At 53.3% G+C, this 25,596-nt stretch carries 23 protein-coding genes and 1 pseudogene; 15 read left to right on the top strand and 9 right to left on the bottom strand.

The features are described from left to right. The first annotated feature begins 230 nt into the window (after positions 1-230). From FPB55_RS12685 to FPB55_RS12700, 4 genes are all read left to right on the top strand, one after another. Complete coding sequence (locus tag FPB55_RS12685; protein WP_029886731.1) at positions 231-1,109, top strand: manganese catalase family protein; 879 nt, start codon at positions 231-233, stop codon at positions 1,107-1,109. 15 nt (positions 1,110-1,124) lie between these two features. Beyond that, positions 1,125-1,355, top strand: coding sequence for a hypothetical protein (locus FPB55_RS12690; protein ID WP_029886730.1), 231 nt, complete (start codon positions 1,125-1,127; stop codon positions 1,353-1,355). A 24-nt stretch (positions 1,356-1,379) separates the two neighbouring features. Further along, the gene (locus FPB55_RS12695; RefSeq protein WP_009681418.1) at positions 1,380-1,880 is read left to right on the top strand and encodes a ferritin-like domain-containing protein; all 501 of its coding nucleotides are present in this window, start codon (positions 1,380-1,382) and stop codon (positions 1,878-1,880) included. Positions 1,881-2,063: 183 nt separating this feature from the next. Next, positions 2,064-2,258: a LysR family transcriptional regulator gene (locus FPB55_RS12700; protein ID WP_080709236.1), complete on the top strand. Its 195-nt coding sequence runs from the start codon at positions 2,064-2,066 to the stop codon at positions 2,256-2,258. A 43-nt stretch (positions 2,259-2,301) separates the two neighbouring features. Here FPB55_RS12700 and FPB55_RS12705 read toward each other — a convergent pair whose 3' ends face one another. After that, the gene (locus FPB55_RS12705; RefSeq protein ID WP_029886729.1) at positions 2,302-2,865 is read right to left on the bottom strand and encodes an isochorismatase family protein; all 564 of its coding nucleotides are present in this window, start codon (positions 2,863-2,865) and stop codon (positions 2,302-2,304) included. 340 nt (positions 2,866-3,205) lie between these two features. On the opposite strand from FPB55_RS12705, the gene FPB55_RS12710 reads away from it, so the two are divergent. Together FPB55_RS12710 and FPB55_RS12715 are read left to right on the top strand one after the other, a co-directional pair. Then, positions 3,206-4,114 carry an alpha/beta hydrolase gene (locus tag FPB55_RS12710; RefSeq protein WP_029886728.1) on the top strand — a complete coding sequence of 303 codons (909 nt, stop codon included), beginning with the start codon at positions 3,206-3,208 and terminating at the stop codon, positions 4,112-4,114. A 98-nt stretch (positions 4,115-4,212) separates the two neighbouring features. Beyond that, positions 4,213-4,404, top strand: a complete 192-nt coding sequence (locus FPB55_RS12715) for a hypothetical protein (protein ID WP_029886727.1) — start codon at positions 4,213-4,215, stop codon at positions 4,402-4,404. A 178-nt stretch (positions 4,405-4,582) separates the two neighbouring features. On the opposite strand, the gene FPB55_RS12720 is transcribed toward FPB55_RS12715, so the two are convergent. After that, positions 4,583-5,377 (bottom strand): OBAP family protein, encoded by a 795-nt coding sequence (locus FPB55_RS12720; RefSeq protein WP_041505965.1) that lies wholly within the window; start codon positions 5,375-5,377, stop codon positions 4,583-4,585. Positions 5,378-5,639: 262 nt separating this feature from the next. Here FPB55_RS12720 and FPB55_RS26640 point away from each other — a divergent pair, with 262 nt between their 5' ends. Then, a complete protein-coding gene (locus tag FPB55_RS26640; RefSeq protein WP_223809589.1) occupies positions 5,640-5,999 on the top strand; it encodes a hypothetical protein in 360 nt (119 codons plus the stop codon). 59 nt (positions 6,000-6,058) lie between these two features. Here FPB55_RS26640 and FPB55_RS12730 read toward each other — a convergent pair whose 3' ends face one another. Continuing rightward, positions 6,059-6,751 carry a YetF domain-containing protein gene (locus tag FPB55_RS12730; RefSeq protein ID WP_041505966.1) on the bottom strand — a complete coding sequence of 231 codons (693 nt, stop codon included), beginning with the start codon at positions 6,749-6,751 and terminating at the stop codon, positions 6,059-6,061. 293 nt (positions 6,752-7,044) lie between these two features. Here FPB55_RS12730 and FPB55_RS12735 point away from each other — a divergent pair, with 293 nt between their 5' ends. The 3 genes and pseudogenes from FPB55_RS12735 (at position 7,045) to FPB55_RS26645 (ending at position 8,139) form a co-directional block, all read left to right on the top strand. Continuing rightward, entirely contained in the window at positions 7,045-7,413 is a 369-nt protein-coding gene (locus FPB55_RS12735; protein WP_144188278.1) for a histone-like nucleoid-structuring protein, MvaT/MvaU family, read from the top strand. A gap of 221 nt (positions 7,414-7,634) precedes the next feature. After that, entirely contained in the window at positions 7,635-7,865 is a 231-nt protein-coding gene (locus tag FPB55_RS12740) for a hypothetical protein (RefSeq protein ID WP_041505968.1), read from the top strand. A gap of 62 nt (positions 7,866-7,927) precedes the next feature. Further along, positions 7,928-8,139: pseudogene (locus FPB55_RS26645) on the top strand (hypothetical protein). A gap of 1,378 nt (positions 8,140-9,517) precedes the next feature. Here the strand turns inward: FPB55_RS26645 and FPB55_RS12750 are convergent. Both FPB55_RS12750 and FPB55_RS12755 read right to left on the bottom strand, forming a co-directional pair. Further along, the gene (locus FPB55_RS12750) at positions 9,518-10,465 is read right to left on the bottom strand and encodes a hypothetical protein (RefSeq protein ID WP_144188280.1); all 948 of its coding nucleotides are present in this window, start codon (positions 10,463-10,465) and stop codon (positions 9,518-9,520) included. 296 nt (positions 10,466-10,761) lie between these two features. Further along, on the bottom strand, positions 10,762-11,205 hold the full coding sequence (locus FPB55_RS12755) for a 3'-5' exoribonuclease (protein WP_041505969.1): 444 nt from the start codon (positions 11,203-11,205) through the stop codon (positions 10,762-10,764). A gap of 590 nt (positions 11,206-11,795) precedes the next feature. On the opposite strand from FPB55_RS12755, the gene FPB55_RS12765 reads away from it, so the two are divergent. Then, positions 11,796-12,005 (top strand): hypothetical protein, encoded by a 210-nt coding sequence (locus FPB55_RS12765; RefSeq protein ID WP_029887776.1) that lies wholly within the window; start codon positions 11,796-11,798, stop codon positions 12,003-12,005. 195 nt (positions 12,006-12,200) lie between these two features. Here the strand turns inward: FPB55_RS12765 and FPB55_RS12770 are convergent, their stop codons facing one another. Continuing rightward, positions 12,201-12,602, bottom strand: coding sequence for a helix-turn-helix transcriptional regulator (locus FPB55_RS12770; RefSeq protein ID WP_029887775.1), 402 nt, complete (start codon positions 12,600-12,602; stop codon positions 12,201-12,203). An 82-nt stretch (positions 12,603-12,684) separates the two neighbouring features. Here FPB55_RS12770 and FPB55_RS12775 point away from each other — a divergent pair, with 82 nt between their 5' ends. The 3 genes from FPB55_RS12775 to FPB55_RS12785 all read left to right on the top strand — a co-directional run bounded on the left by FPB55_RS12775 (position 12,685) and on the right by FPB55_RS12785 (position 18,060). Next, entirely contained in the window at positions 12,685-12,987 is a 303-nt protein-coding gene (locus FPB55_RS12775; RefSeq protein WP_041505971.1) for a hypothetical protein, read from the top strand. Between the two features lie 11 nt (positions 12,988-12,998). Next, the gene (locus FPB55_RS26650; protein WP_104148482.1) at positions 12,999-13,211 is read left to right on the top strand and encodes a hypothetical protein; all 213 of its coding nucleotides are present in this window, start codon (positions 12,999-13,001) and stop codon (positions 13,209-13,211) included. 490 nt (positions 13,212-13,701) lie between these two features. Then, positions 13,702-18,060: a hypothetical protein gene (locus tag FPB55_RS12785; protein ID WP_041505972.1), complete on the top strand. Its 4,359-nt coding sequence runs from the start codon at positions 13,702-13,704 to the stop codon at positions 18,058-18,060. A gap of 654 nt (positions 18,061-18,714) precedes the next feature. Here the strand turns inward: FPB55_RS12785 and FPB55_RS12795 are convergent. Further along, positions 18,715-19,320, bottom strand: a complete 606-nt coding sequence (locus FPB55_RS12795; protein ID WP_029887770.1) for a DUF262 domain-containing protein — start codon at positions 19,318-19,320, stop codon at positions 18,715-18,717. Positions 19,321-19,577: 257 nt separating this feature from the next. Between FPB55_RS12795 and FPB55_RS12800 the strand changes: the two genes are divergently transcribed. Next, a complete protein-coding gene (locus FPB55_RS12800) occupies positions 19,578-20,150 on the top strand; it encodes a hypothetical protein (RefSeq protein ID WP_041505973.1) in 573 nt (190 codons plus the stop codon). A gap of 481 nt (positions 20,151-20,631) precedes the next feature. Here FPB55_RS12800 and FPB55_RS12810 read toward each other — a convergent pair whose 3' ends face one another. Beyond that, positions 20,632-21,855, bottom strand: coding sequence for a hypothetical protein (locus FPB55_RS12810; RefSeq protein WP_041505975.1), 1,224 nt, complete (start codon positions 21,853-21,855; stop codon positions 20,632-20,634). Between the two features lie 30 nt (positions 21,856-21,885). Then, entirely contained in the window at positions 21,886-23,145 is a 1,260-nt protein-coding gene (locus FPB55_RS12815; protein WP_029887767.1) for an integrase, read from the bottom strand. Positions 23,146-25,596: the final 2,451 nt, after the last annotated feature.

Below are 25,596 nucleotides of genomic sequence, written 5' to 3' on the forward strand. Positions count from 1 at the left end.
AAACCGTCCTTTAGGAACTGTTCGTTTCAGACGATGAATGGTGTTGCGCACTAACTATTGGAGTCTATTTATTTTTATTTGCATGGAAAATCACTTTGAACTATTTCTGCGTGGCCGCCCGTCCTGAATGTTGAGCGTTGGTTAGCACGATGTAAGACGGAGCTCACTCCCAGCCATAGACGACGTTCACAAATAATTATGGGCGTTCGACTAGCCGCGAGGAGATAGCCATGTTTATCCATAACAAGCGCTTGCAATATACCGTGCGAGTAGCGCAGCCCAATCCAGGTCTGGCGAACCTGTTGCTCGAACAATTCGGTGGTGCTCAAGGTGAACTGGCGGCTGCTAGCCGTTATTTCACTCAAGCGTTGGCGGAAGACGATCCGGGGCGTAAAGACCTGCTCATGGACATCGCGACCGAGGAGCTCAGTCACCTGGAGATCGTCGGCTCCATCATCGTCATGCTCAACAAAGGGGCCAAAGGTCGCCTTGCAGAGGGCGTAGAAGAGGAGGGTGAGTTGTATCGAGCGATCAATGGTGCGGGCAACGACTCCCATATCACCAGCATCTTGTACGGTGCCGGCGCTCCGCTCACCAATTCGGCTGGCGTCCCTTGGAGCGCTGCCTATGTCGATACCATAGGCGAGCCAACAGCAGATTTTCGTTCGAACATCGCCGCTGAAGCGCGGGCCAAGATCGTCTACGAGCGTCTGATGAACGTGACTGATGACCCAGGCGTGAAAGAGGCGCTGGGCTTCCTCATGACGCGAGAGATCGCCCATCAGCTTTCCTTTGAGAAGGCGCTTCACGCCATTCAGCCGAACTTCCCCCAAGGCAAGCTCCCCGGCATGCCGGAGTTCACCAACAAGTATTTCAACATGTCCGGTGAGCCCAATGTGCGCGGCCCTTGGAACGAGGGCAGCGAGTGGGAGTACGTGGAAAATCCATCCGCAGCTGTTGATGGGGGAGATGGCACCGCTTCGGTGACGCTGACTCCTGCCGAGGCTGAAACGGTCGAGGCGATGAAGCTTCGGACGATGTCCGATCCAACCACCAACCCGGTCACCGGAGCGGATCTTGGCTCCGGCTTGATCAATGGCAAAGACTGAGCTGCCGGAGGCTTCATGAACACTCTGCGCAAGAAAGCCTCGCCACATCGCCTGGTTGGCGTTGAGCACCTCATGAGTCAAGCGTTGGCCGAATTTGAAGCTGAGTCCCGCTTGGCCTGTCGAGCTCTCCGTGTACGCATGGCCGTAATGACCTTCGGAGTCGGCTCGCTTCTACCGAACGACCTTCCCGGCGATGCGCCGGAAGTCGAGCGGCCAGAAACTTTTCTGAGTAACACCCTGCACTGATCACTACCGTCTAGGAGATAACCAATGGCTGCACGGAAAACTGTTGAAGACCTGTTTATCCACGAACTGTCTGACGTGTATAGCGCAGAAAAGCAGATCACCAAGGCGCTGCCTCGGTTGGCCAGGGCCGCCACCAATCCATTGTTGGCCGACGCCTTCACGTCCCACCTGGCCGAAACCCAGGGTCAGATCGAGCGCATCGACCAACTGGTGGAGTCGGCAGGCTTGAAGCTCAAGCGGATGAAGTGCGTTGCGATGGAAGGGCTGGTCGAGGAGAGCAAGGAGCTACTCGATGAAATCGAAAAAGGCGCGGTGCTCGATGCAGCGTTGATCGGGGCTTGCCAGAAGGTGGAGCACTACGAGATCGCCAGCTACGGAACGCTGATCGCCATGGCCAAGCACCTGGGAATGAAGGAAGCAGTGTCATTGCTGGGCGATACCTTGGCCGAGGAAAAAGCAGCGGACGATAAGCTTTCTGCAATTGCTGAAGAAGGTGGCAACCAGGCGGCAACACTCGAAAAATGATGGCTGATGCCCGGTGCAGGATGCGCCGGGCTTGTACAGCGCTATCCATCCACCCAATTGGTGCATTCTCGACAACACTGTGTCAGGCGCTACGCTTCTGTGCAGTCTAGCGACGACGGTGCCTTGAAGTTGACGAACATCGCAGAGAGTCCACAATTTTGGGATCTGCATTAGCCGGCTTCAATGGCCCGCGACAAATTCAGCGACCTCGTCGTATTTCTAGCAGTGGCGCAGGAAAGACATTTTACCCGTGCGGCGGCCAAGCTTCGTGTTACACAGTCAGCGGTTAGTTACTCAGTGCGTCAACTGGAGTCCCGTCTGGGGGACAACTTGTTCAAAGGACGTTCTGATGCGGCTGCCGACGCAGCGGGCCAGTGAAGTCGGGCGCTTGCTACCGCATCAGTGGAGGCCTGACGCTGCTTCATAGGCGGAGCTGAGCGAGCACATCCTCTGATGACATGACTTGGGCATATTCAGTGCCCAGTATGGCCAAGGCCAGCTCATAAACGGTTAAGGCGTCCCAACACGTTCCTTGCGGCCCGGTTACGGGTACAGCAGTCGTGGCATCCGCAGGAAGAATAATTTCGTACCCAAGCGCTTTCCCGGCCCGGATAGTGGCATCCATGCTGTTGTGAACCACAACGCCCGTCAAAACAATGCGTTTTACTTGCATATTTTTGAGAATGGCATCCAATTGGGTTCCTATGAATGCGCAGTTCTCATGCTTGATAATGACAATCTCGCCCTCTACCGGTGCCACTTCTTTCTTGATCCCATTCCAAGGGCCATGAACGTAATAGCTGGAGGTGGGATTTTCTTCATCATGCTTCACATGAAGGACAGGCCAGCCACTGGATCGCCAGTGCCGAAGAAGGCGTTGGATAACTGACAAATAGCCAGGGTGGCTTTTACCATTCCAAACAGGTTGATCGATAGCATCCTGAACATCGAGGATAATCAGGGGGATGCTAGGCGTATCCTTCATGCGTGGTCGTCTCCTTACGATGGAGGCTTAGTGTGCTGCAACGTATTCCCGTCAACAAGCAGCGCAGGCGCGCTAGGGTGCCGGTGCTGCAACGAGGCCACTAAGGACGGGCTGCTACCTGTCAGTGGATTCCGACCCAGCTCACGCAAGGTGCGTTGGGCGGACGCCTACTTTTTTCACCCCTTGGCTCAAGCTGAACCTCGGATTACTGGTTTCACCGCGCTTTGAAGCCCTTATACTGTCCGTTTGCCAACGGTCAAGGAGAGACTATGACGCCGACTATTTTCAAAGGTGATTGTTCTGCAAAATTTGCAGTGCTTTGCGTAGAAGGGCGGGTCTGATGCGCGTTGGAAGAATCATGGCGATGGTTGGAACCACGCTTTCGTTGATGACAGGGCCGGTAATGGCATCAGCAGGCCTATCGTCCCAGCCAGCAGAGCATTCCAGCCTGCAGCGAATTTCTGTGCAGGTTGAAGGTTCCGGCAAGGACGTCGTATTGATCCCAGGCCTGGCATCGTCTCGAAAGGTATGGGATGACCTAGTCCCCAAATTAAGGCAAAGCTATCGCCTTCACCTGGTTGAGCTGGCAGGTTTCGCCGGGTCGCCTGCCGTATCCGAAACCAAGGGGAAAGTCATTGCTCCTGCGGTCGAAGAGATCGCTGACTACATCCACTCTCAGCGGATCCAAGCACCGGTGATCATCGGTCACTCTCTGGGAGGAGAGGCAGCTTTGATGCTTGGAGCTCGCCATCCCGATCAGGTGGGCCGATTGCTGATCGTTGATGCGCTTCCCTTTTACAGCTTGTTAGTCGACCCTTCGGCCACCACCGAAACTGCTACAGCGCCTGCTGCTGTGATGCGTGATTCGCTAATGGCTGCATCTGCTGAGCAAAACGAAGCCATGCAAACTGCATCCATCGCTCGGCTTGTTAAAAATGAAGCGTTTAGGCCAGGTTTGGTCGCTGACAGTATCCGCTCGGATCGCAGAACGGTGGCCGATGCTGTCTATGAATTGATGGTCACCGATTTGCGACCTGAACTCAGCCGCATCACCGTGCCGGTGGAGGTCGTGTACGCATATGACCCAATGTATGGCGTGCCTTCATCCAGCGTGGATGCGATGTTCCATCAGGCCTATACCTCAGCACGCGACATCCGGTTAAAGCGCATTGACGGCAGTTTTCACTTCGTAATGCTTGACCAGCCGGAGAAGTTTGCCCGCACCGCTCTGACATTTCTCAGCAAGTGAATCCCATTTGGCCTAACCCGCGATTAGCTGTTGCGCTTGGGTCGATATGTAGGCTGTAACCGAAAAAAATGATGTACGAGTCAACTCAAGGAACTCGAATGAAGGGACAAAGGAAGGTCGGGGGGTTGCAGGTACTGCTCTCAATGCTGGGTATCGCTTTGGGCGCTGCCTTACATGGCTGGGGGATAGTCGGATTTTGGGGGATGATCACCATCATGATGATCCCGAACGTCGTTTTCATGGTCATGCAGGTATACGCGGAACGCTACAAGCAGGATATCGCACGATGAAAATTGTTCCGACTTGACCCCGCAAGCGGAGCGCGAAGCCCATGGAGGGGCGTAGGCGTGAGGATGGAAGCCCGGTAGGGCCGTGACCCTGGCTGCGCCAGGGCGCGGTACACGACAGCCGTTCCCCCGCAAGGGGGACACGCCCGAGGCCCCATCCACGCAGAGCTGATGCAGGCGGCTATTGGCTGGATCGGCTATTTGTAGTGGATGGTGTAGCTGTTGAAGAGCGATGTACATGGGCACCGGTTGGATCGGTGATTTGAATGACATTACCGTGCTGCCAGCCATCCGCCTGAGGATCAGCATCAGGAATACGAATGTCAGCCCGCTCAGCTTTGTTTTTTGCAGCATCCACACCCAGGCGCCGATTGCGCTGTTCGACCATCGCCGGGTCAGTCTGGCCATCTGCGGTAAAACCCATCATCAACTGCGGCACACCTACAGGTAGCGCTTTGTCTTGATCGGTGTGCCAGGTGTGCCATGTCTTCCCATAGGTATGCGCCAGGCGCTCCATCAGAGCATGCTCAGCAGGAGAAGGAATGCCTGGAGCGATCAGCTGCCCAGAGGAGACCTCGTAACCATGGCTGTGCCACATCGCCTTCTCTTTGGGTGGCAACCTGGCAAAAAGCTTCTCGTCGATGATGTACTCGACGCCCATGATATTCGAGCTCTTGGTATTGCCGTCGAATATCACACACTGAATGACATCCTCGTTGACGATGGAGCAGTAGTGATGCGCTTCCATCTGCACGTCCGGATGCCCGTTGTAGAAGTGAAAGCCATCCAGGTAGGCATTGATGGCCTCAATGGGCGGCTTGGACTGCAGCGTCGCGGCGCCGGCTTCCAGCAACTGGGTTTTCGCCGACTCTGGCCGACCTGGAGTTTCTACAGGAGACTTAGTTTCGTGAGCAGAGCAAGCCCACAGAAGAGTGCAGGCGAGGGGAAGGGTTATCGTTTGAAATAGCTGTCGCATGAGAAAGGCTCTGGCTGGTGTCCTTAGTGGACAGCCTTGATCGATGAAGCAGACAGCCAAACGGACGAATGGCCCGAGTCGATGAAGAATTGCGGGCAAAAGAAAGCCCGCTGCTAGACGGGCAAGGGAGCTTCTATCACACGTAGGGATAGCTAACGTTCCCACATAGCATGTGAAAAGGACGTGAATAGTATCGGGCGAGGGCTCTCGCGTACCGCTTGCGTAAACCCAAACTGTGTAAGCCTAAACCAGGCCTTGTGGGATGCTGGGCAAGCCCTGCTCAATTTCGGCCAACCTTGACTCCCATCGCAGGCGCATTTCGTCCGCACTGCCTATGCAGCCAGGCATTTTCCGAATACTGTATGCCTATACAGCAATAGAGAATACCGCCATGACAGGCACCAATCTGCCGGTAATGTCGATCCAAGAGTGGCGGCAGCTGCTCAACGACACCGAGGCCCTGCTCCTTGCACCTAAGAAACATCACAGAGAGCTTCTGCACCAAGCATATGCATTACGTGATATGCATGCCGTGGACTCAGGAACCCTGGCCGATATGTTGGAGCTCGTGGACGAAGCACTGATGTACGCCCACTCCGTCCAAGCTGATCAGCATTGGTAGGCTAAAAACCCGCCCGGGTGGGACGGCGTCGTGTGGGAGAGCAAGGGCGAAAATGTGGTCTAGCGGTTGCGTAAGGTATCCAGTGCAGGTGACCAGACGTTATGTCCGCAGCGTTCACAGACGACTGAATCCTGAGGCTCATGGAAGACTGGGAAGCCGCAGCTGACGCAGCAATGTAGGCCAGCGTTCGGCGGCGCTAGGTACTCTGGACGATGTTCGACTGGCAGCACTGATAACCCTGGCCGGGTGTCATCTGGCCCATAGAAATACAAACTAAGATCGCCATCAGTTTCCAATAGGCCCAGTCGAACCTGGCCGAGATGCTCCACGCCTTGTTGGCGCAGCTCCATGAAGAGCTCGTTCGACGAGATGTTCAAATTTCGCAGGGAATGGATCTCGTACATGCCGTCCTTTACGACGGTGATGGGTAATCCATCGATCCAGGCCTCGCATGTTCTGCTGCGTCTCATCATGTAGACGGTTCCACGATAGAGCAGCAAAAGCGTGAGGAAAACCAATGCGACCGGGAGGAGGGGTACATCTTCGTAAAAGGTAACATCGCCTGCGGCTGAGCCCAAGGTGAGGATCACCACGAGCTCGAAACGGGACAGCTGCCTGATTCCGCGTCGACCACTGAATTTGAGAAAGAAGAACACGGCTAGAAACGCCGCTGAAACGCGAAGAGCGACCTCAAAGAGGAAGGTCAGCGGAAACTCGCCAATGAGCATCCTTTGTAGATCAAATGAAACCATTCGCTGCACCCCACCAGTTGCAATCTCCCGTTACAGACTGACCCGAAATTATCGATCTTGGTTCATGCGGCGGTGTCGGCGAGGCAAGCATTTATGCTCCCCGGGAGGTACGCAGTTATTTCATGGCGCCGGCAGGCTCTACTATTCGCATTGCTGATTCAGGCGCGTGTACTTGAACGCCACTGCTTAGAAATTGAACAAGAATGGCAGTGCATACTCAAAATTTAAGTAGGGCGAGCTGAAAATGGTTTACAGTAACCGACTAATTTCATCCGGTATTTGAGGAAGCACTTATGTCCCGTCTTGCAGAATTCCGTAAGCTCGAGCAAACATTGGCCGCACAACTGGCCGAACTGGAAGCGATGAAAGGCTCCGCCGAGCTGCAATCGGAGATCGAATTTGAGACCAAACTGCGCGATCTTTTGAGCAAATACGGGTACAGCCTGCGTGACATCATCAACATCCTGGATCCCCAGGCTAGCCGTCGCGCCGCCGCTCCTGCTGTTGCAGAGAAAGCCCCACGTCGTGCCCGCCAGGTAAAGCAGTACAAGAATCCGCACAACGGCGAAATCATCAAGACCAAGGGCGGCAATCACAAGCTGCTCAAGGAATGGAAAGCCGAGTACGGCTCTGATGTGGTGGAAGGCTGGCTCGCCCAGTAACACGCTCCACCGATGGATTGCTAAAGCCCCCTTACGGGGGCTTTTTCTTTGGTGATGCTGTCAGGTAATTCATCAGGGCGAGCTATCGCCACCCACAGCGAAAACGTACCTCGTACCAGCGACTGATCTGTGACCATCGGCGACGCATTTCGTCCGCAGTACCTATGCAGCCAGGCATTTCCCGAATACTGTATGCCCATACAGCAATAGAGAATACTGCCATGACAGGCACCAATCTGCCCGTAATGTCGATCCAAGAGTGGCGGCAGCTGCTCAACGACACCCAGGCACTGCTCCAATCGCCGAAGAAACATCACCGGGAGCTTGTGCATCACGCATATGCGCTACGTGATACGCATGCCGTAGACTCAGGAACCTTGGCTGATATGTTGGAACTCGCCGACGAAGCATTGATGTACGCCCACTCCGTCCAGGCTGATCAGCAGTGGTAGGCTAAACACACTCCTTGATGGCATCGCGTCGTGTGGGATCGCTATGGCGAAAGGGATAGATCGTGAAAAGAGATCTGAGCAAGGTACTCATGCCTGACCACCCGCTGTACACCGAGGCTGTGGAAGCACTCAAGCTGTACCACCAAGCCCAGGCTGAAGGGGTAGTTGGAGCGCGGAGCTGGAGCGGCTTAAGCTGATGGCCGAGCATCGCTTCCGGGCGGTCACCGACTACCAGTTGCACGCCCTAGGCGGGCCCACAGAGAAAGGTCATTAACAGATGGCCCGCATCAGGCCGATACCCTGCATGCAAGGGGTGGAAATTTGCCATGTACGTGACCAGCCACTTGCAATCGTTACGACCAATCGCCCACATGGCTAAGAGGCGCAAGCAGTAATTCACGATTGACTGCTAACGACCCAAAGCTGCCCTTCGTGGGCGGCAGCTAACGGCCAGTAGCAGTCGTTGGTGAGATGGTTTCTCCCCCCGCTACGACAGCTTCATGTCGTGGGCATATTCATAACTCCATAGCCCCTTCTTGCATTATTTTAAAGGCGAACCCTAGACAATGTTTTGAAGCCCGGATAACGTGAATGGCTCATTGACATCTTGGATTAAAATCAATGGCCGGACGCCCACCTGAAGTAGATCACGTCAAAACTACTTTTTTTAAAGAGATTCAAGCGGCAGAAGACCTAGTTACTAAGATCAGGCAGTTCAAGGGTGGAACAACCCCGCAGGTGCGGCAGGAATACATCCTAAGTATATTCGACAAATAGTGGAGCTTGCCTTTATGGGGGGGGTCGCCTCTTGGGAGGAGTTCCTTGAGATGGTACTGGTTCGCTACGTTGCAGGTGCGAAGACTGGAGCAGGCTATCAGCCCACACCGAAACATGGGAGGGCTCTGAACCTCGAACATGCATATCAAGTACTATCAAATAACGCCAAGTTCAATCCTAGAAAGGATTACTTAAAGGTGACTGACCCAAGCTGGGTCACTAATCAAGCTGATTTCCTTTTCAATTCGCACGGGTTCGGTGATGTAAAATCAAAATCAGTGCTTTAGGGGCATGCCTCATCTATAAGAAATCGGGTGGCACATTCATCCGAAAAATGCCGTGCAGATTTTAAAAATACTGCCTTATACTTTCTTCAACCAGCCAATGGACGCTTGAAGCAGGGCTACGGAGCAGGTGATCTTTTAGAAACCCCAGTAGCCCGTCACTTCGGTCAGCACTCGATTCAGGCACAGCACTCACACTTTTCTGCTTTTGTGGAACTATATAAATCTCTCGCCAACAAAATTGTTCCATAGTTGGAATGCGCATTTTGGGCAAGTAGTCCAATTTTCTGAGGGCTGCATGAGCTTCTATAATTGCGGAGATCTGGCCCTGCCACATTGTAGGCAGGGCCCAGGATCCTATAAGAGGGCCTACGAGCACTCTTAACTATGCCAGTTTCAGCGGGTCGGCGCTTGAGCCGTCTGCAAGCGTAAAGACACCTTAGAGTCTCCGCTTCTGGCCGACTCCTACCTGTCGGCAGAGGCTGATATCGCACCAAAGCTGACGATGGCGATAGGCGGATATCGGCCTATCTTCAGCGCAAGTCTTGCTTCTGGCTGAGCCAGGTGTCGAAAAATGACTGCCGCCATCGGCTAATGCCCACACGTCATACACGATCCATAACTGCTCATGACGTTTCCAGGGCAATCTCCAACATACTCTTTTGTGCAGTCAGTTCTTTCTACTTCGTACTCATCATCACATACCGGACAATAAAGAATATTGCAGGTGGCCTGAGGCGTAGTAAGTCGGGCAAGCTTTGGCTCATAATCCCCATAGTCACGGCTTGCTTCATCGTGGCAGTGGGGGCAATAATACGCCCTTTTTTTCTTGTCGATCTTGAAGTATTCTTTAACTTGTGCTGGCTGCAGTGACTCAATAACGTAAAACAGCTCCAAACAGGCTTCGTTTGTAATAAATTCGCTGCTGCCCAGCTCTGTAGATGGCGAATTTTTTAATGCATCAAATCTTAGCCGTGCCCAGGAGTCATTAGGGAATAGGGTTTTATGCATAAACAATAGCGTGCTCAGGACATCATTGAATGTGACCTCCAATGACTTACTTACAGAATGCATTATCGTGTTGCGTTTTTCTCTCAGGTTATTGAAGGCATCCACAAATTCTCCTTCAAATGGCGTATCTGAAAAAGTATCGTGCACCTTAATTAAGTCTTGCGCATCAATTGTTCGGAAAATGCTGAAATCTAGCGAGCCACTGTATGGTGATGGCCATTTTGATGGTGAGTCAGAGATTAGTATGTACGGAGAAATGGCGCATATCCGACCTTTTATTGCTAACTCAACGCCTTGTTGAGTAATCGTAAGCGCCGTTGTTAGGTGTCTTTGAGAAAGGCTCCAGTATTCTTCGGAAACCTCAGAAGGATCAATTCCATATTGTTCCGCCTCATTCAAGCTGACTAGAAGCTTCGCAACAATATCCCAGGCAAACGACAGCAGCTCCTTGCCTGTTTTAAAAAAATCCTCGGATGTTGGAGTATTTAAAATCATTAAAATACCTTGAGTGTCAATTTTATGCAGCAATCCACATCAATATAGGGCCAAAGCGCAAGCCGGGGAAAGGTTTTCGATGTGGATCGTGGCCGAGTCCTCATAAGCGGAAGCTGTAGATGACCATTTCGATTGACCGCTATTGGCCAAATCATGACTTCGATGAAGGGCCGCTATGGGTCGTTAGTTGCCAATCGTGGCTGGCTGCTTTCGCCCACAGTCATACTTGCGACTGGTCAGTTGGAGTGCAAGCGGCTGGTTACGTCGAATGCAAACGAGTTTTCACAGGGTGTAAATGCGCAAGGAGCACCTGACTATCCAGCGGCTCATCATGATGTGAACATTCCGGCAATGATCCTGGCATCGAGAAGAGCGTGGTGAGGTAGCTTTGCCCCATCGTTTGTCGGAGCCAATGTGGTCGCATCTGTCGGACGATTTCGGACATTTTGAGGCCAGCGACCAGCGTCGTAAGCGAGCTCGCAAAACAGCTCCCAATCGTACTCGGGGGCATCGGTAACGATCTCGAGTTCAACCTCGAAGGATGCTAAGAAGGTGAGCAGCGCTGCCCTAGCCTCAATGATCGGCACGGCATACTCACCACCCCAGAGCTGTGGCAGCACGATCTCTTTCACGAACTCGCTGCAGTCCTCTTCTCGCCAAGCGTCCATCACTTCCACGTAGAATTCCGTGCCATCCTGGCCAACAAGAGCCAGAGAGATCAGCTTCGCCTGTGCGGTGAGCTGAGTGAATTCGCAGTCCAGAAAGAGCCTCACATTTGAATCTCCGTCATGCCTAGAAATCGCCTAACCCTCGCACAGGAAGGCCTGCTATGGGAAATTGCCCTGAACCACTTCGGCCCTGAGCAACTGCTTCAGATTGTCGTTGAGCTGTGGGGTGCCCTCGAGTTTCCGCAGCGAACGGCTGTGGATCATTTGTCCACGGCTACGTTGAGCACTCATGTACTGAATATCTTGAATATTGCCCAGACCAGAGTAGGCGCGTTCGTCCCCCTTCGTCAGGCGGTATCAGGGACGGTGACTCTGTACTCACGCCACGCCAGTGAACTGGCTGATGGACTTTTGGCCCGACTGCCGGTAACGAAGCTCACGAGAGAGCTGAGGGGAGATCGCCTCGATGATGACATGGGCATGTAAGCTGATGTTGGTAACGGAGGGGGGGGGGCGAGACGTGCTGATTAATTGCCAAATGCGCGGCCTGGAAATCGCGTGGCAGCAAGCGTTGACTTTGCGCACCTGGCTGCCGGGCACTGTTTCCGCGACCTTGAGAGATTCGTTATGACCTGGAAGGCCGAGATGGAGTACCTGGATATACCCCGTGCCATCCGGCAGGATGGACGCTGAAAATGAAGAGGACGATCCTGGGAATGGCAGAGGCCGGAGAGCCCCTCTTACAGCAAGCCCTCGAAGCCATCCGAGCCCACCAGAAGGCCGTTGATGAAGGACGACCAGCTGATGAGGTGGCTCGCCTCCGCTTGGAGGCTGACCACCTGTACCAGACCGTCATCGACTATCAATTGCTCAAGGCCGGCAGTCTGGGTCAGACACAGCACTGATTTGCGAAATGGCAAGCGGAGCGCGCAGGCCCACGATGGGCCAGAGGCGAGAAGATGGAAGCCCGATAGGGCCGGAACCTGGCGAAGCCAGGGTGCGGTTCACGACAGCTGTCCCCGCAGGGGCGAGCCTTAAGCGTTACACCTTGACTTAAAGGCGGAGCGCTTTTTCCGCATGCCTTATGGCTATACGGACGATCAATCCGCGAAGGCGAGCTCTGCTTGCATGCAGTTCGACTCATGACCGCTCCTGGCTCTACGGGGCACGTGACGCATTTGGTGACCAATCTCTGGGATCACTCGAAGGCCGGGCAAGCCATCCTTCCGCTGCAAATCTTCGATCTCTAACTGCAGCTTGGAGATCAGCTCAGAAGGAGGCTTACCGGTATCCTCGCTGAGTGTCAGGGTGAGGAGGGTAATTGGACTAAGCTCCAGGCGTCGGCTCACCTGATCGAGCTTGTCGAGCGTGATGCTTGATTTACCCAGCTCAAGCTTTGACAGGTAGGTGCGGCTTGTCGTGTCAGCAAAGTCCCGCTGGGTGATATTACGCTTGCTGCGCAGTGCGCGTAGTACGCTGGCGAAGGAGGCTTTGAGCGTCATGCTTCAGTCTCGGCTTTGGATATTTCGATAGGTGGCTACGTTTTCAGCTTCCAGCCTACCACGGCTGGAAAAGAGCGCTCTCATGCGTATACCTTTGAATGACGCCGCCACTGCTCGCTTAAGGGCCGCTACTCGAGGACAAAATGTGAACGTAGGCGATTTGATTGAAGAGCTCCGCAAGTATGATCCCGACCTACCAGTTTTGATTCCGCGATCTGACTGTTCAGCGTTAGAGGACGCTATCGCGTGTTACCAGGATGTTGTGCGCGAAGGGCAAATCATGGGCTACGAGTCGCTGAGCTGGTTACCTGGGGAAGCCGATGATCCTGCCGCCGATAAGCGTCAAGTCGTGGTCATCGACTCCAGTCTGCCTATCCCTGCGTGAGCGAAATGACAATGAAGCGGAAGGATCTCAGCAAAGTGTTGATGCCGGACGATCCGATGTACACCGAGGCCGTCGAGGCTTTGAAGCGGTACCATAAGGCTCAATCCGGGGGCGTCACTGGTGTGGAGTTGGAGCGCTTACGGATGATTGCCGAGCAACAGTTCCAAGCGGTGACAGACTATCAGCTGGGTGCGCTCGGAGGGACGGCCCCACGAAATCATTAAGGGGCGGTGTATTACCGCGGCAAGACGTAATGAGGCATTGATGCCTTAGCTGTGTCTCCTTTAGCAGAACAATCATCCCTAAGGATGCTGGCGCTTCTCGGTGGGCTGGGTGGAACACATAAATCGGAGACATGGATGATGGTGCAGTCAACCTCAAACCCGGAAGCTTGGGTCGACATGGAGGCTGCGACGCTCTCAGCTCGTTTCAGCAAGTACTGATAAGTGATGTTAGGCCACGACTGATCGGACTGGACGGCCGCTGACCAGACTATAAGCCGCTGTCAGAACATGACCGCTGCAGTCTTTGGCAGAGGCGGTAGCAAGGCTCAAGGCGCGCACGACACATGGAGTTGCGTCGTGCAGGCTGGCGCTCAAAGAGTTCGCGCTGCGTTTGTAGGTAGAACCCACCGATCACAGCTACGTTTCAGGTAGGATAACAGAGCCTCTGCAGCCCAAGTCGGGTCTGCAACTGACCTGCTTGAGACTAGCTATGACGCGGCCCCTGGACGCCTTCATCGACCTTGACCGTACTTTTTCCAAGATCCCATTCGATTCAGACGCTTCAGACGATGTAGATCTGAGCAGTCGGCTTAGCAGGAGCGGAGAACTTCGCTGGGCAGACTTGCTTCAACATCAACGAGTCATACTGCTCTCTGAGGCGGGATCGGGCAAAACCGCTGAAATCCGGAACGTCACCCGCCAGCTCCGTAGCCTGGGAAAAACGGCCTTTTTCCTGCGGATCGAAAACGTCTACCCGGATATGGAAGACGCAATCGAAGAAGGCAGCTTCGAGGAATTCGAAAGCTGGTTAGACTCCGGTGCGGAAGGCTGGCTGTTCATGGATTCAGTAGACGAGGCTCGGTTAAAAGATCCTAGAGACTTTGAGAAAGCGATCCGCAAAATCGGCCGCTTGACGCAACGCCTTGGCGCCAAGGCGCACCTACTCATTACCGGGCGCAGCACAGCGTGGCGCGCCAGGACAGATCTAGCGATCTGTGAGTCGACGTTTGCCTTTGCGCCCATAGCTAAGCAAGCGCCTGCTAGTACTGCTGACGTACCTGAAGATGAAGCGCACACGGTTCCAACAGAGACAGAGTCAGGTGGGTCGTTCCTTGTAGTGACGCTGGATGATATTCATGGAGAGCAGGTCGACCGGTTCCTCGCGGCCACCGGTGTCACAGATGGTGAAAGCTTCCGCGCTGAACTTGACCGGAGGGATGCGTGGTCGTTGACGACGCGCCCACTGGATTTCCTGGAGCTCGTCGGCTATTGGCACGCTCATCTCCGTATAGGTTCTCGCCTTGAGCTGATGAGAAGCAGCATCGACCGTCGCCTAGAAGAGCATGACCAAAATCGCGCTGAGATCAAACCTATCGCCCCAGAGAGACTCCGCGAAGGTGTCTGCCTCATAGCCGCCGCGACAACACTGGGTCAGATGTCTGCTGTCCGCGTACCGGATGGCGATGCCAATAAAAAGGGCATCCCGGTTCGTTCTGTCCTCAAGGATTGGAATGACGCAGACGCAGGGACACTGCTAAGCCGGCCGATTTTCGAGCCTGGCATATATGGAACGGTTCGTTTTCACCATCGCACAGTCCGAGAATACCTAACGGCTGAGTGGCTTCACGAGCTGATCCGCGGTTCGGCCTCTCGTGTCAAGATCGAGAATCTTTTCTTCCGCACTCAATACGGACTGCAGGTAATTAATCCCTCGCTGCGTCCAGTCCTGCCTTGGCTGGCGCTTTTGGATGATCGCATTTGTGCACGGTTGGAGGAGGTTGCTCCAGAGGTATTCTTCGAGGGTGGTGATCCAGGCCAGCTCCCATTAACGACTCGCCGGAACGTGTTGCGTAAAACTTGCGAGCACTTGGCGCAGCCGGCCCATAGCTGGTCGATGACTGACTATTCTGCTGTACAGCGATTCGCTCACCATGACCTCACCGGAGATATAAAAGACCTGCTGGCGCTCTACAGCACAAACGACGATATTACCTGGTTCCTGCTACGCATGGTTTGGCAAGGGGAGGTGGTGGGAGCGCTCGCAGAAGCTAAGCAATTCGCTCTCACTGCACAACACAAGCACACACGTTTGGCAGCAATACGTGCCGTCATCGATTTGGGCACGCCCCAGGACGTCGATGACCTACGCCAAGGGTTGTTGGCCTGTGACGAGGAGGTCAATCGAGAGTGGTTGGCTGAGCTTGTACATGTAGAAGCCTTGCCGCCGGACGAAGAATCAATTCGCTGGCTACTTGCAGCGATCGAGCGAGCCGCGAAGAAGGAACGCTATAGCGGTAGGGACAGCCTGGCGATTAACCTTTCGAACTTGGCAGTAGATTTGCCGCTGGAGTATCTCCCTACCCTTATCTTTGGACTTGGAGCACTTCTGGCCAAGCCGCCTACCAAAGATCACGGTTTCATCGCCATCTCGAAAAGGTACATCTGGCTTGCCGAAATTGCTGGTCAATGTGTGCTCCGGCTGATCCATGAGCGCGATCCGTTCGCGCTCGATGAAGCCGCCCTAGCAATCTTGAGCAAGCTCGCTCTAGCTCATGTCTACGATGAGAGGGACATTCGTGAGCTAGGCGAGAACCTCAGAGCAGCCGTGCCCACTTGGCCTGAACTCGACTACAAACTCTTCTGGTATGACGTTGAGATTGCCCGAAAGGGGCGTGTGCATCGCAACGAAGCCGTAATCAACGTATGGCAACTGATCGGATTCCGGCCATTTTGGACGTTGAACAGGGAGAATTTCAGCCTCGCCTGCGCCCAGATTGTTAGCCTCGCCGATTTTCAAGATCGTCACATGGCGATGAGTATGGGCGTTGAAATCTACAAGCAGCATGGCAGGCCGGCTGAGTGGGAGATTCAGCTTCGAAAGGCCACTGAATGTGACTCCGAGCTCAGCGACAAGCTGGAACTCATGTTGAATCCTCCGGCGCGTCAGGTCGAGGCATGGGAGATACAGCAAGCCCAGTGGAAAGAAGAAGCGGCTCAGCGCGAGTATGAAGAAGCGAATCGACGTCGCGAGTGGCGTGAGGGTCTTGCCGCCGATGTCGCGCACATCAACAGTCCCGAGCCGGGTGTGATGACTCGCTGTCAAGCCTATCTACTCGAGGAGATGCGTGATGGTACGTCATCCTCAAGCACATGGAGCAGCGGCAACTGGCAGTCACTCGCTCTCGAGTTCGGAATGCCGGTCGCTCAAGCGTTTCGTGTAGGGGCGATTAATTTCTGGAGGGGCTATTGCCCACGGCTTCCATCTGAAGGCGCGCCGGCGAATACGACTCCATACCAGGTGATTTTTGGGTTGACGGGGCTTGCTATAGAAGCCAAGGAAGAGTCGTCCAGTTTCCTCCAAATGTCTTGCAGGGATGCTGAGTATGCCGTTCGTTATGCACTCCTTGAATTGAATGGCTTCCCAGAGTGGCTCCCTACGTTGTTCAAGCACTGGCCGCAATCTGTTCTAGAAATCGTAGAACGAGAGATCTGTTACGAGCTGAGTCAGCCATGCTCGGATTCAGGTGGCAACCATGGCAACCATGTCCTACGCAGGCTGCGCTACGGTGGTGAATGGCTGTATGAAGCACTATCAGCCCCGCTCTTGACTCGGCTGGCTCAACCTGTGAAAACCCTGGAATCCCTTCAACTCGTCATGAGCGTCGTAGTGGAGTTCCCCATCAGTGATCAGGCACTGGCTGAGCTCGCCAGCGAGCGTGCTATCGCAGAGAGCGATCTGGATATCGCGCCGTCTTGGTTTGCACTGTGGATTGGATCGAAACCCGCTGAAGGTATCCCGGCACTGGCGGCTCGTCTCGACTCGCTGCCTTCAGATGACGCCAAAGCTCAATTTGCGATGCTCTGCCTAATTGGCATTGTTGGTGGCCACAATGCACACCGTTGCCGGCAAAACTACAAGACAGTAGGGCACGCCAAAGCGCTGTATCTGCTCGTTAACGAGTACGTACGTATCGCGGATGACATCCAGCGTGCAGGAACAGGCGTCTACTCGCCAGGCCTGAGGGACGACGCCCAGAATGCACGTGATGGATTACTTGCCTTCATTCGAGAAACGCCTGGTAAGGAAGCATTTCTAGCTTTAGAGGAAATTGCTCAAGCGCATCCTTCAGAGAGCCTTCGCCCCTGGAGTGCTTTCTACGCGCAGCAGAAAGCCACGGCAGACTCTCAAACGCCGCCTTGGCCACCAGAGAAAGTCATCGATTTCCATAACTCGTTGGAAAGCAGTCCTACCACTCACCGAGAGCTTTGGAATCTCGCTATCGATCGCTTACTGGATTTGAAGCACGTGCTGGAAGAGAGTGACTCAAGCTGGGCAGAGCTTCTGTTGCCTTCAAGTCAAGAAACCTCGGTTCGCAAATACATTGGTGACTGGTGTAGAGAGCGCGCTGCAGGCCGCTACAGCGTAGTCCAGGAGGAGCAGCTCGCGGACGACAAGCGACCTGACTACAGGTTCCTGAACACCCAGTTCGATGCTCCCGTACCGGTCGAACTGAAGCTCTCGCAGAACTGGAGCGGGCCGCAACATTTCGAGCGCCTTGAGAATCAGTTATGCGGGGATTACCTTCGCGATGACAGGTCGAGCTGCGGAATCTTTTTGCTTGTCAGCCGAGATGATCAAACCAAATGGGAAACCCCAAAGGGTGATCGAGTCGGGTTTGACGGCTTGGTAGCAGCCTTGCAGGAACACTGGTTGAGTATCGCCTCTAGATATCCTGGCGCTGAGGACATAAAGGTCATCGGCATCGACCTTACCAAGCGGGGAGGACAGGCAGCAGCCAAAGCCATCAAGGCCAATCAGGTGGAAGCCGGCCTGAGCGAGGAGGGGTGAAACCTTGGCCGATGTCGTAGAAGGCGAGCGTCAACTACGGCGGTTGCTTTGGGCTCTCTCCGCATTCCAGTCTGGCGATCCCAAAGCGATAGTTCTCCTCCAGGAAATGCACGCAGTTGAGCAAGATTTGGATGATGTCGCTCTTTCCTGCAAGCATCTTCTCGACCAGGTCACTACGTCTGCTCACACCTCAGGCCGTAGGATCGTAGATGAGTTGACCATTCCATCACCATGGCGCGAGCGATTCGCCCAAGCGAGCGTCGGCTCAACACGGTTAGCCGCAGGCCCATACCTGCATGACCTGGAAAAATTCGTTGATGAGTGGGAGAAGGAGATGAGGCATCTCGAGACCCATCGGCAAGCTCTCCACAGGGACTGAGCTAAGTTTGATTCCGCAGGCATGGTGGGTTAGCTTGAAGCCGTACCCATGGATCCACTGGTGACGAGCATGCAAACATACATTGAAGAAGACTGGATCTAGCCGGAAGAGGGCGCCCTTACACTGTCATGTCAGGGCATCTGCGGAGGCAAGCGGAGCGCGCAGGCCTCCGGCCGGAGGCGTGAGGATGGAAGCCCAGCGGGCCGCGACGCCGGCGGAAGCCGGTGGCGCGGTTTACGACAGCCGACCCCAGGGGGGGCACGCTAATCATTTAATCAAGCAGATGCCCGCTGATCTTCAGTATGTGGAGTTCCACCGAAGGCTCGAAGATCGTAAACCTTACGTAACGCAGCCTCATCACCAGAATGCACCCGGGCTTGAGCAAAAGGCATCGCCAAGAAACGCTTACGCTCCTTGTCACCGACCTCCGCCCAATACCGCACACACCCATCCGCATCGGGCACGCCAAACCTGCCAAGCAGATAGCCTTCCAGGGCTGTGAGCCTCTGCTGGCCATCTAGCAAAACCTCGCTGTTCAGCGCATAGGCGCCACCATCAGCAAACTCATACCAACCGTTCACCAGGTAAGACCCAAGATCTGAACCCATCCAGATTGAAGTGATAAACCGAACCTGCTGCTCCTCAGTCCAAACTGAAGGCCGTTGCCAGGGAGCCAGGGGATGTCCCATGGCAAACCGAGTCGCCCACGGATACTTGGCACGAGCCCGTGCGGGATCAACTGAGTAGGCCTCCAGGTTGGACGCGAGCATGTCGATCTGAAACATCTGTAGCGATGCGTCCAATTGCTTCTTGGGCATTTGAATACTGCCCGACTCATCGGCGCCGCTGAGTCGCTGAAATACTGCGTTTGATAGGGCCATTTAATGTCTTTAACTGAAGTAGAGGGATGTGCAGACCACGGGGCATTTCTTTTCAAACATTTCCGCGGCCTGAATCGATGACGGGAAGATAACACAACAGGGGAGGGGCGTGATATCTGCACATATGTACAGCTACGAAAAAATCATATACAGCATAGGCACCTCTGAAAGGGCACGAAAAATTTCTCAATACAACTCAAGTTCTCAGAAAATCATCCGTTTATGGTGATAGACCCACTGTCTAAACTGAGGATTTAATGAGTTTGAATATCAATACCGCGCCAGCCACTCAGAGATTTCAACGTCAAATTCGCTGCTGGCGCGAAAGTGATTCTAATAATCACTGGGAGTGTACGATCACGGGCGTGGGCGAGGGCGGTGTAAGGCTCCAGTTTGACTCTCATGGCCTTGAATTCAGCTTAGCAGTCGCCTATGAGTTGGCTTTCTACCTTGCCGAAGCGATCGCCATCGTGGAGCAGTCCAGTGCAGAGCCGACTACGGCAGTGGTCAGAGAAGATGAGCCACTACTGAAGCGGGAATACAGACTGTTCCTGGACTGGCATTTGAACGCAACCGGTGAGATCCCCTTCAGTAAAGCTAGCACCGCACTCATGCCGTTTCCCGAGGGCTATGCAGGAGTCTCTATCCAGACAGTCAGACCTGGTGGTGTTGAAATGGAGTTCGAATGCTCTAGCTATTCATTTTCGAAAGATGACGCAGCCTGGATTATGGAGAAACTGCTTGAGGCAAGCGGGCAAACGCTTGAAATTTACGAACGCCACTGTCTCTTTGAAACGCTGAAGCGCCAAGGCTACAAAATCCGCGGCTGACAATCCGAGGTGCAATCATGAGCGCTGGACGCCTTGTCCTAGCGCTCAGGTACTCGATGGCAAGCGGAGCGCGCAGGCCTCCGGCCGGAGGCGTGAGCATGGAATCCCAGCGGGCAGGGACGCCGGCGCTAGCCGGTGGCGCTGTTTACGACAGCCGTCCCCATCGGGGCACGCCATCTCAGATCAACGCAGGGCAGGGGATCTTGATCAAAAGTTCGTGACCAAGATCGAGTCAATCACCGGGCGGTACCTCTTTAACCTTTCTATTGGCTGGATCTACGAGATACTTCAAGGCCTCACGACTCTCTAAAACCTGGTCGCGAATCTCCTCGAGATCAATCGACATACCGCCGCGGTCAGTCGTTCTGAGGGTCTTGAGGCTGTTAACAGCCTCGATGAATTGACGCTCACGTGTTATCTCGGCTTCTGACCTACGATCAGGAAAAAATAAAGTCCAGAGCTTGGAGAATACACCCATATCTCAGCGAGCTCGGTATTTGGGGTGCCACGCATAATACCGAGCGAATACGTTATCACTCGTGGATCCGCGAACCATCAGGCGAAAGTGATCAAATGGCAAAAATTCTGCCAAACGCATCAACGAAGTCTCACGCAGCCACAGCAGAGAAGCATTTCGAAAAGGAGAGTCATCCGGAACCTCAACGCCCAGATTTTCCAGATTCATCACTACCTGATTGCAAATGGATTTGAAAATGAGGTTCGCATGCCTACTGCTAATACCACCGCGGCCGCTCTGAGTAGAAATTAGTGGTGTCGGATCGAGGCCAAGGGGTGTCATATGCGTTCCCAGATAAGTTCGAAACCGCGCAACCCATCGCTCAACATATTCTGATGGTATCATAACATGCTTCAATGCAGGAAAATGCGGAACATCCAGCCTGTAGGTGCCATCATCTTTCCTGCACAAAGACTTCATAAGAATGACCTTGCCGAACTGTTCAATCTCGCTTGGCTGCAATTGCAGATAATAAACTGTAATAATCATGAATAGCTTTCGCTCAAAACCTGGATCCGCTTCAGCCATTGCCTCAGCCACTGCAACGAACTCCCGCCACTCAGATGCATTAAAGCACCTTTTCCCTTCATGTACGGCGTACAAAGGTGCATATTGTCTTGACCGGTGAAGCTCATGTGCTGGGTTTTTATCAAGAACGTCTTCTCCGGCTAGGTGCAAGTAGAATTGGTTGATCACTGTCATTACTCCAGCAAGTATCGACGAGCCCGTAATTTTTACTTGGTCGCCCTCAATCTGCGACGTGCTCAGGCTCGGCCTAAAGGGTCTCCAAGCCGGATTCACAACCATGGCCCTAGAGCTTCGTTTAGCCGAGGCGCGCATTAGACGCTTTTCGGGGCTTTGTGCAATCCAATGATCTGGTGGGCACAAACAAAAATCCATAAAGCAACGAATATCAATTTCATCAAGCTCCGTTACTGGTTTCTCTACGACCAGCAAACACCACAACAACAACCTCTCAGCCGCTGCACGATAAACGGTATACCGGGTAGCTACCGCATTGGCCTGTAGGAAACTCTTAACCCAAGCATAGCTTTCTAAAGGCCGTGCTTCGGCTGCGCAGGCCTGAAGCTGAGAGAGAACATATGGAGACTCATATTCTAGGCTCTCGGCATCCAATTGCAGGATTTCTTCAATCCCGAAGAAACAAGGGAATGGAATGTTGTTCATTTTCTCTTCCTTGGAAAGTTATCACAGGAATCAGCCGCGATCCTTCATACCAAGCTTCTTTATGGAGTAAGCGCGCTGATCATCCTGACTGCTGTAATAGACATTCTGAGTAGTCGAAAGGCTGCTGTGTCGGAGATCGGCTTGCAAATCCTTGGGATCACGGAAAGGCGCATCGAATGTTGCTGCGGTATGGCGCAACCAATGCGTAGAAGCCACACGCAGATTTTGGATCTCACCTTCATGACGACCCTCTGTGACCATACGGCTAATCGCAGTATCAAAGACTGCGCGCATGATGATACGAACCATCCTAGTCGACAGGCCGGCTTTTCCGTCAAGCGTCATCAACAGTGGAGTGGTTTCGTTAGGAAAGGGTAGGGGGTTTAACCCCAAAAACTGCCTGTACCGTTTAAGGTAGCATTCGACATAGTCCGTCCGGACTGCGATTTTTCCGATTTTATTACCCTTGCCAACCGCGTGAAACCACCAATTTCCGTCGTGATCTAAGCGAAAATCCCCCATAGAAGGCTCCCAATTATCTCTCCCGCAGATATCGGAAACCCGGAGGTACATAGAAAACAAGGTGGAAGCGATGAACAGAGTGCGCTCATGCCGCACTGGATCCGAATCCGCCATGACTTCAGCGGCCTCGAGCACGTATTCCCATTGCAAGGGAGTAAGCGCGCGTGTCGTCTTTACTTGGGCAGAGCGACCCTTGAATTTGGATTTCTGCTTGATTGCTCGAAATGGATTTACGACAGCACATATCCCTTCATCGATGGCGTATTCAAAGAAGCTGTTACAGACCGAGAACACTTGGGCGATGCTGCCGGCTGTCAGGTTGTAATAGCCACCCTTGGTGGTTGTAGCGAAGGGACGCCAGGCAGGGTTCGGGATCAAAGATCCGCCGTCGACCGCATGCCCGCGAAGGTAGCGATTTCTTACTACTTGACCAACCCAGACCTCCGGGGGATTCATACAGAACTCTAGGAAAGCCTCGGCGTCCGAACGTCGTAACTCAAGCAGCGGACGCTGACAAATCAGCAGCGACCATAACAAAAGCCGCTCCGCATGAGTACGATACGAGTTGAATGTTGCTTCATTGCTTGTGTAGGACTGCAGAAAGCCTCGTACTGCGCCATAGCCTGCCTGGGCATCTGCTTGGGCAGGGAATTCGCTCAGATACCGATGAACCGTGAGTGCGACCTCATCATCAGTCTCAGTGGAAGATTCGATAAACCACCGGTGGGTACTGAACAATGGCAACAGTGCAAATGGAGCTGTCTTCATGTCACTGACCATTTCCGGTTCTGGCACTTATCGGAAATGGAAGGCTTACGCTCCTCTTTAACGCTCCAGCCAACTGTCCACAGCGAACCATATAAAGCCTCATGAAAAAACAATACAGATGCTTAAGTAAACATAACTCAACGCAGTTCACAACCCCTTCACTCGAAACACGGGAGAATATTTGCACCGGAGTCGATAGATAATTATTGATATATTGACGGACAGCTCGCGATTTAGCGATGGAATTAGGGCCTCCCATCCCTGGCACCATCCGTCAGATCCGCTGGCAGGGCTCTTGAAATCAAGCCGAGCACATGCTCATATAATGAAGCTTCTTCGAAGCTTCACTCCCAAGCCACTTTCTCAAACATACCCCCTCCGTCCTAGATCATTAAACGACAATTGAAATGATCACTTTTAAAAACATAACCGCCTTCCCGGCTGCGAGCAGGGCCTACACGGATCAGCCGCAGCTTTCCGGAAGTGTTTAAAAATGATCATTTACTCGACCCCCCCTCAGCAACCTAATTTGCAGCACAACACTCGATAGTGTCGCGATCATTTTAAAGTTAAAAATGATCAGCAACCGACGACTGAAGCCGCAACCCATCAGGGGATGGCACATGCGCGTGTGATAATTTAAAAATGATGATCACTTAGCGGAGTAGGTCGGAGTGCAACCACAAGCACTTTCATGATTACTCAACTAAATGAATATTTAGTTGAGTAATTATTGGATTTGTCCTTGAAACCTCCTACAAAGGCGAGGGCTTCACTGCTCAGGAGGCACCTCCGAAACTGGAGAATAGCTGCGAGATTGCCCCGAGATGCACCTCCTGTAAAGCAATCCTGGCGCGCACCAACTCTATACCTTTCGGCTCATTCATCAGTGAGCGATAAACGAGGTCGTATTTGGTCTCCTGTAAGCAGTCTCGGAGACCTAGCAAGCAGGCGTAACACTGTATGCCGCGAATAAGTGTAAAAATGATGATCATTTTTTACTGATACGGACTGACTTCAATTAGACCTCATTCGGCTCCTCCTGCGCGAACGCCTGACCCGAATGGGCGTTGTCGCCCTGTACGCGCTATTTTCTGGACGGTATTGCGCTTAGGGTGGCGCTGGTAGGTGTGTTACCTCAGTGGCAAGCGGTGTGGGCACTTCTGGTCTGGAGCCTTGTTAGGGTGTCGATCATTTTTAAGATCCGATCATTTTCTGATGGAAGACCGGCACGCCCAGTGAAAATCCGCATGCTGTGTCTAGACTTGGCCACTTCTCATCATTTAGGCACACAATGATCAAAATACCTCCCGCAATTCTGAGCGATGGGCTTGCAAAGCATGAACTTAACCAATTGATAAATATGGAAAATCTGCTGGCGCACATCGTCAATCGACATGGTCAAAATTTCCTGAGCGTCACAAGCGTATTGGCAAGGTTGCAGCTGATCGGAATCGAGCTGACAAGCACGATCTGCTCACGCTTTTTTACGCGGTGCCTGCTGATATCCGTTCGCGACTTCGATTCGACCAGGAGGAAGAATGGATCAAGCGTTATCGGAACGTTTTCACAAGCGCTCGCTATCCGTACGAAGCAAGCTCGCCGGGCGGATATGACGACACGCTAGTCTACATTTTGGGCCAGATGATTGAGCGCGTTGTGATGTGGTACCGCGAGCAAGGCTGCCGCGATTTGTTCATCGTTTGCTATGGAATGACGCCGGCTGATTTCCAGCCCAAAGCGGGAAAGGAGCCTGAGCCATCGTGAGCCTGGCTTCAAATCTGTCCACCCTCGGCCCCGGCAGCTCCATACGAAGGTGCGCATAATGCATATTATGTTAAATTTGATGCTGCGTCATAAGCGTTTATTTGTCTGTCCACTTCCACCAATCCCCGGTCGGAATTCCAAGTGCGCCAATCGCTAATTGATGAGACACGTGCGCTGCTTTGGCCGAATCCCTTGCTCTGCGCGGCTTCCAAGGCGTGTAGTGCCGCTATAGCGCCCCTGAGATGTAAATTAATCATGAGACCCAGAATGAGTCGATTCATGACACGCAGCCCGCTAAATTCAAGGCCTGCAGTGGATTAGCCCTGCTTCCGGGAATTGCGTTCTTGAGGTAAATCAATGATGAGACTAGCTGCATCTCATGGAGCACGGTCTCTACGCGTTTCGTCCAGCAAATTCGGGGTAATGGGCGCTATGTAACGTATCTATGAGACATTCCTGAGCAACCTTAGATGTAAGGAATTCGAGATACAATCCCGGATTTGCCCTTCTTTTTATTGGTATTGTTTTACTGCCGCAAACCTAGTTCCGGACTGACGCAGCCCGCACAACTGCTGGTTTAGACCCTGGTTACAGGTATGTCTTGGCGGAAAAACAGCTTCGCTCGTTTCGGTTGCAGCCTAAAAGGCTTCGACGCTATTTGATGAGTCATTCCTGGTGCAGCCT

It is taken from the genome of Pseudomonas sp. BJP69, assembly GCF_007633355.1.
GTDB classification, from domain to species: domain Bacteria; phylum Pseudomonadota; class Gammaproteobacteria; order Pseudomonadales; family Pseudomonadaceae; genus Aquipseudomonas; species Aquipseudomonas juntendi.

Coding starts and splice junctions, on each gene's coding strand:
- FPB55_RS12810 (WP_041505975.1), bottom strand. CDS start 21,855: ATGAACAACATTCCATTCCCTTGTTTCTTCGGGATTGAAGAAATCCTG.
- FPB55_RS12770 (WP_029887775.1), bottom strand. CDS start 12,602: ATGACGCTCAAAGCCTCCTTCGCCAGCGTACTACGCGCACTGCGCAGC.
- FPB55_RS12685 (WP_029886731.1), top strand. CDS start 231: ATGTTTATCCATAACAAGCGCTTGCAATATACCGTGCGAGTAGCGCAG.
- FPB55_RS12720 (WP_041505965.1), bottom strand. CDS start 5,377: ATGCGACAGCTATTTCAAACGATAACCCTTCCCCTCGCCTGCACTCTT.
- FPB55_RS26640 (WP_223809589.1), top strand. CDS start 5,640: ATGCTGGGCAAGCCCTGCTCAATTTCGGCCAACCTTGACTCCCATCGC.
- FPB55_RS12700 (WP_080709236.1), top strand. CDS start 2,064: ATGGCCCGCGACAAATTCAGCGACCTCGTCGTATTTCTAGCAGTGGCG.
- FPB55_RS12695 (WP_009681418.1), top strand. CDS start 1,380: ATGGCTGCACGGAAAACTGTTGAAGACCTGTTTATCCACGAACTGTCT.
- FPB55_RS12690 (WP_029886730.1), top strand. CDS start 1,125: ATGAACACTCTGCGCAAGAAAGCCTCGCCACATCGCCTGGTTGGCGTT.
- FPB55_RS12765 (WP_029887776.1), top strand. CDS start 11,796: ATGAAGAGGACGATCCTGGGAATGGCAGAGGCCGGAGAGCCCCTCTTA.
- FPB55_RS12715 (WP_029886727.1), top strand. CDS start 4,213: ATGAAGGGACAAAGGAAGGTCGGGGGGTTGCAGGTACTGCTCTCAATG.
- FPB55_RS26650 (WP_104148482.1), top strand. CDS start 12,999: ATGAAGCGGAAGGATCTCAGCAAAGTGTTGATGCCGGACGATCCGATG.
- FPB55_RS12710 (WP_029886728.1), top strand. CDS start 3,206: ATGCGCGTTGGAAGAATCATGGCGATGGTTGGAACCACGCTTTCGTTG.
- FPB55_RS12785 (WP_041505972.1), top strand. CDS start 13,702: ATGACGCGGCCCCTGGACGCCTTCATCGACCTTGACCGTACTTTTTCC.
- FPB55_RS12705 (WP_029886729.1), bottom strand. CDS start 2,865: ATGAAGGATACGCCTAGCATCCCCCTGATTATCCTCGATGTTCAGGAT.
- FPB55_RS12795 (WP_029887770.1), bottom strand. CDS start 19,320: ATGGCCCTATCAAACGCAGTATTTCAGCGACTCAGCGGCGCCGATGAG.
- FPB55_RS12775 (WP_041505971.1), top strand. CDS start 12,685: ATGCGTATACCTTTGAATGACGCCGCCACTGCTCGCTTAAGGGCCGCT.
- FPB55_RS12735 (WP_144188278.1), top strand. CDS start 7,045: ATGTCCCGTCTTGCAGAATTCCGTAAGCTCGAGCAAACATTGGCCGCA.
- FPB55_RS12730 (WP_041505966.1), bottom strand. CDS start 6,751: ATGGTTTCATTTGATCTACAAAGGATGCTCATTGGCGAGTTTCCGCTG.
- FPB55_RS12740 (WP_041505968.1), top strand. CDS start 7,635: ATGACAGGCACCAATCTGCCCGTAATGTCGATCCAAGAGTGGCGGCAG.
- FPB55_RS12800 (WP_041505973.1), top strand. CDS start 19,578: ATGAGTTTGAATATCAATACCGCGCCAGCCACTCAGAGATTTCAACGT.
- FPB55_RS12815 (WP_029887767.1), bottom strand. CDS start 23,145: ATGAAGACAGCTCCATTTGCACTGTTGCCATTGTTCAGTACCCACCGG.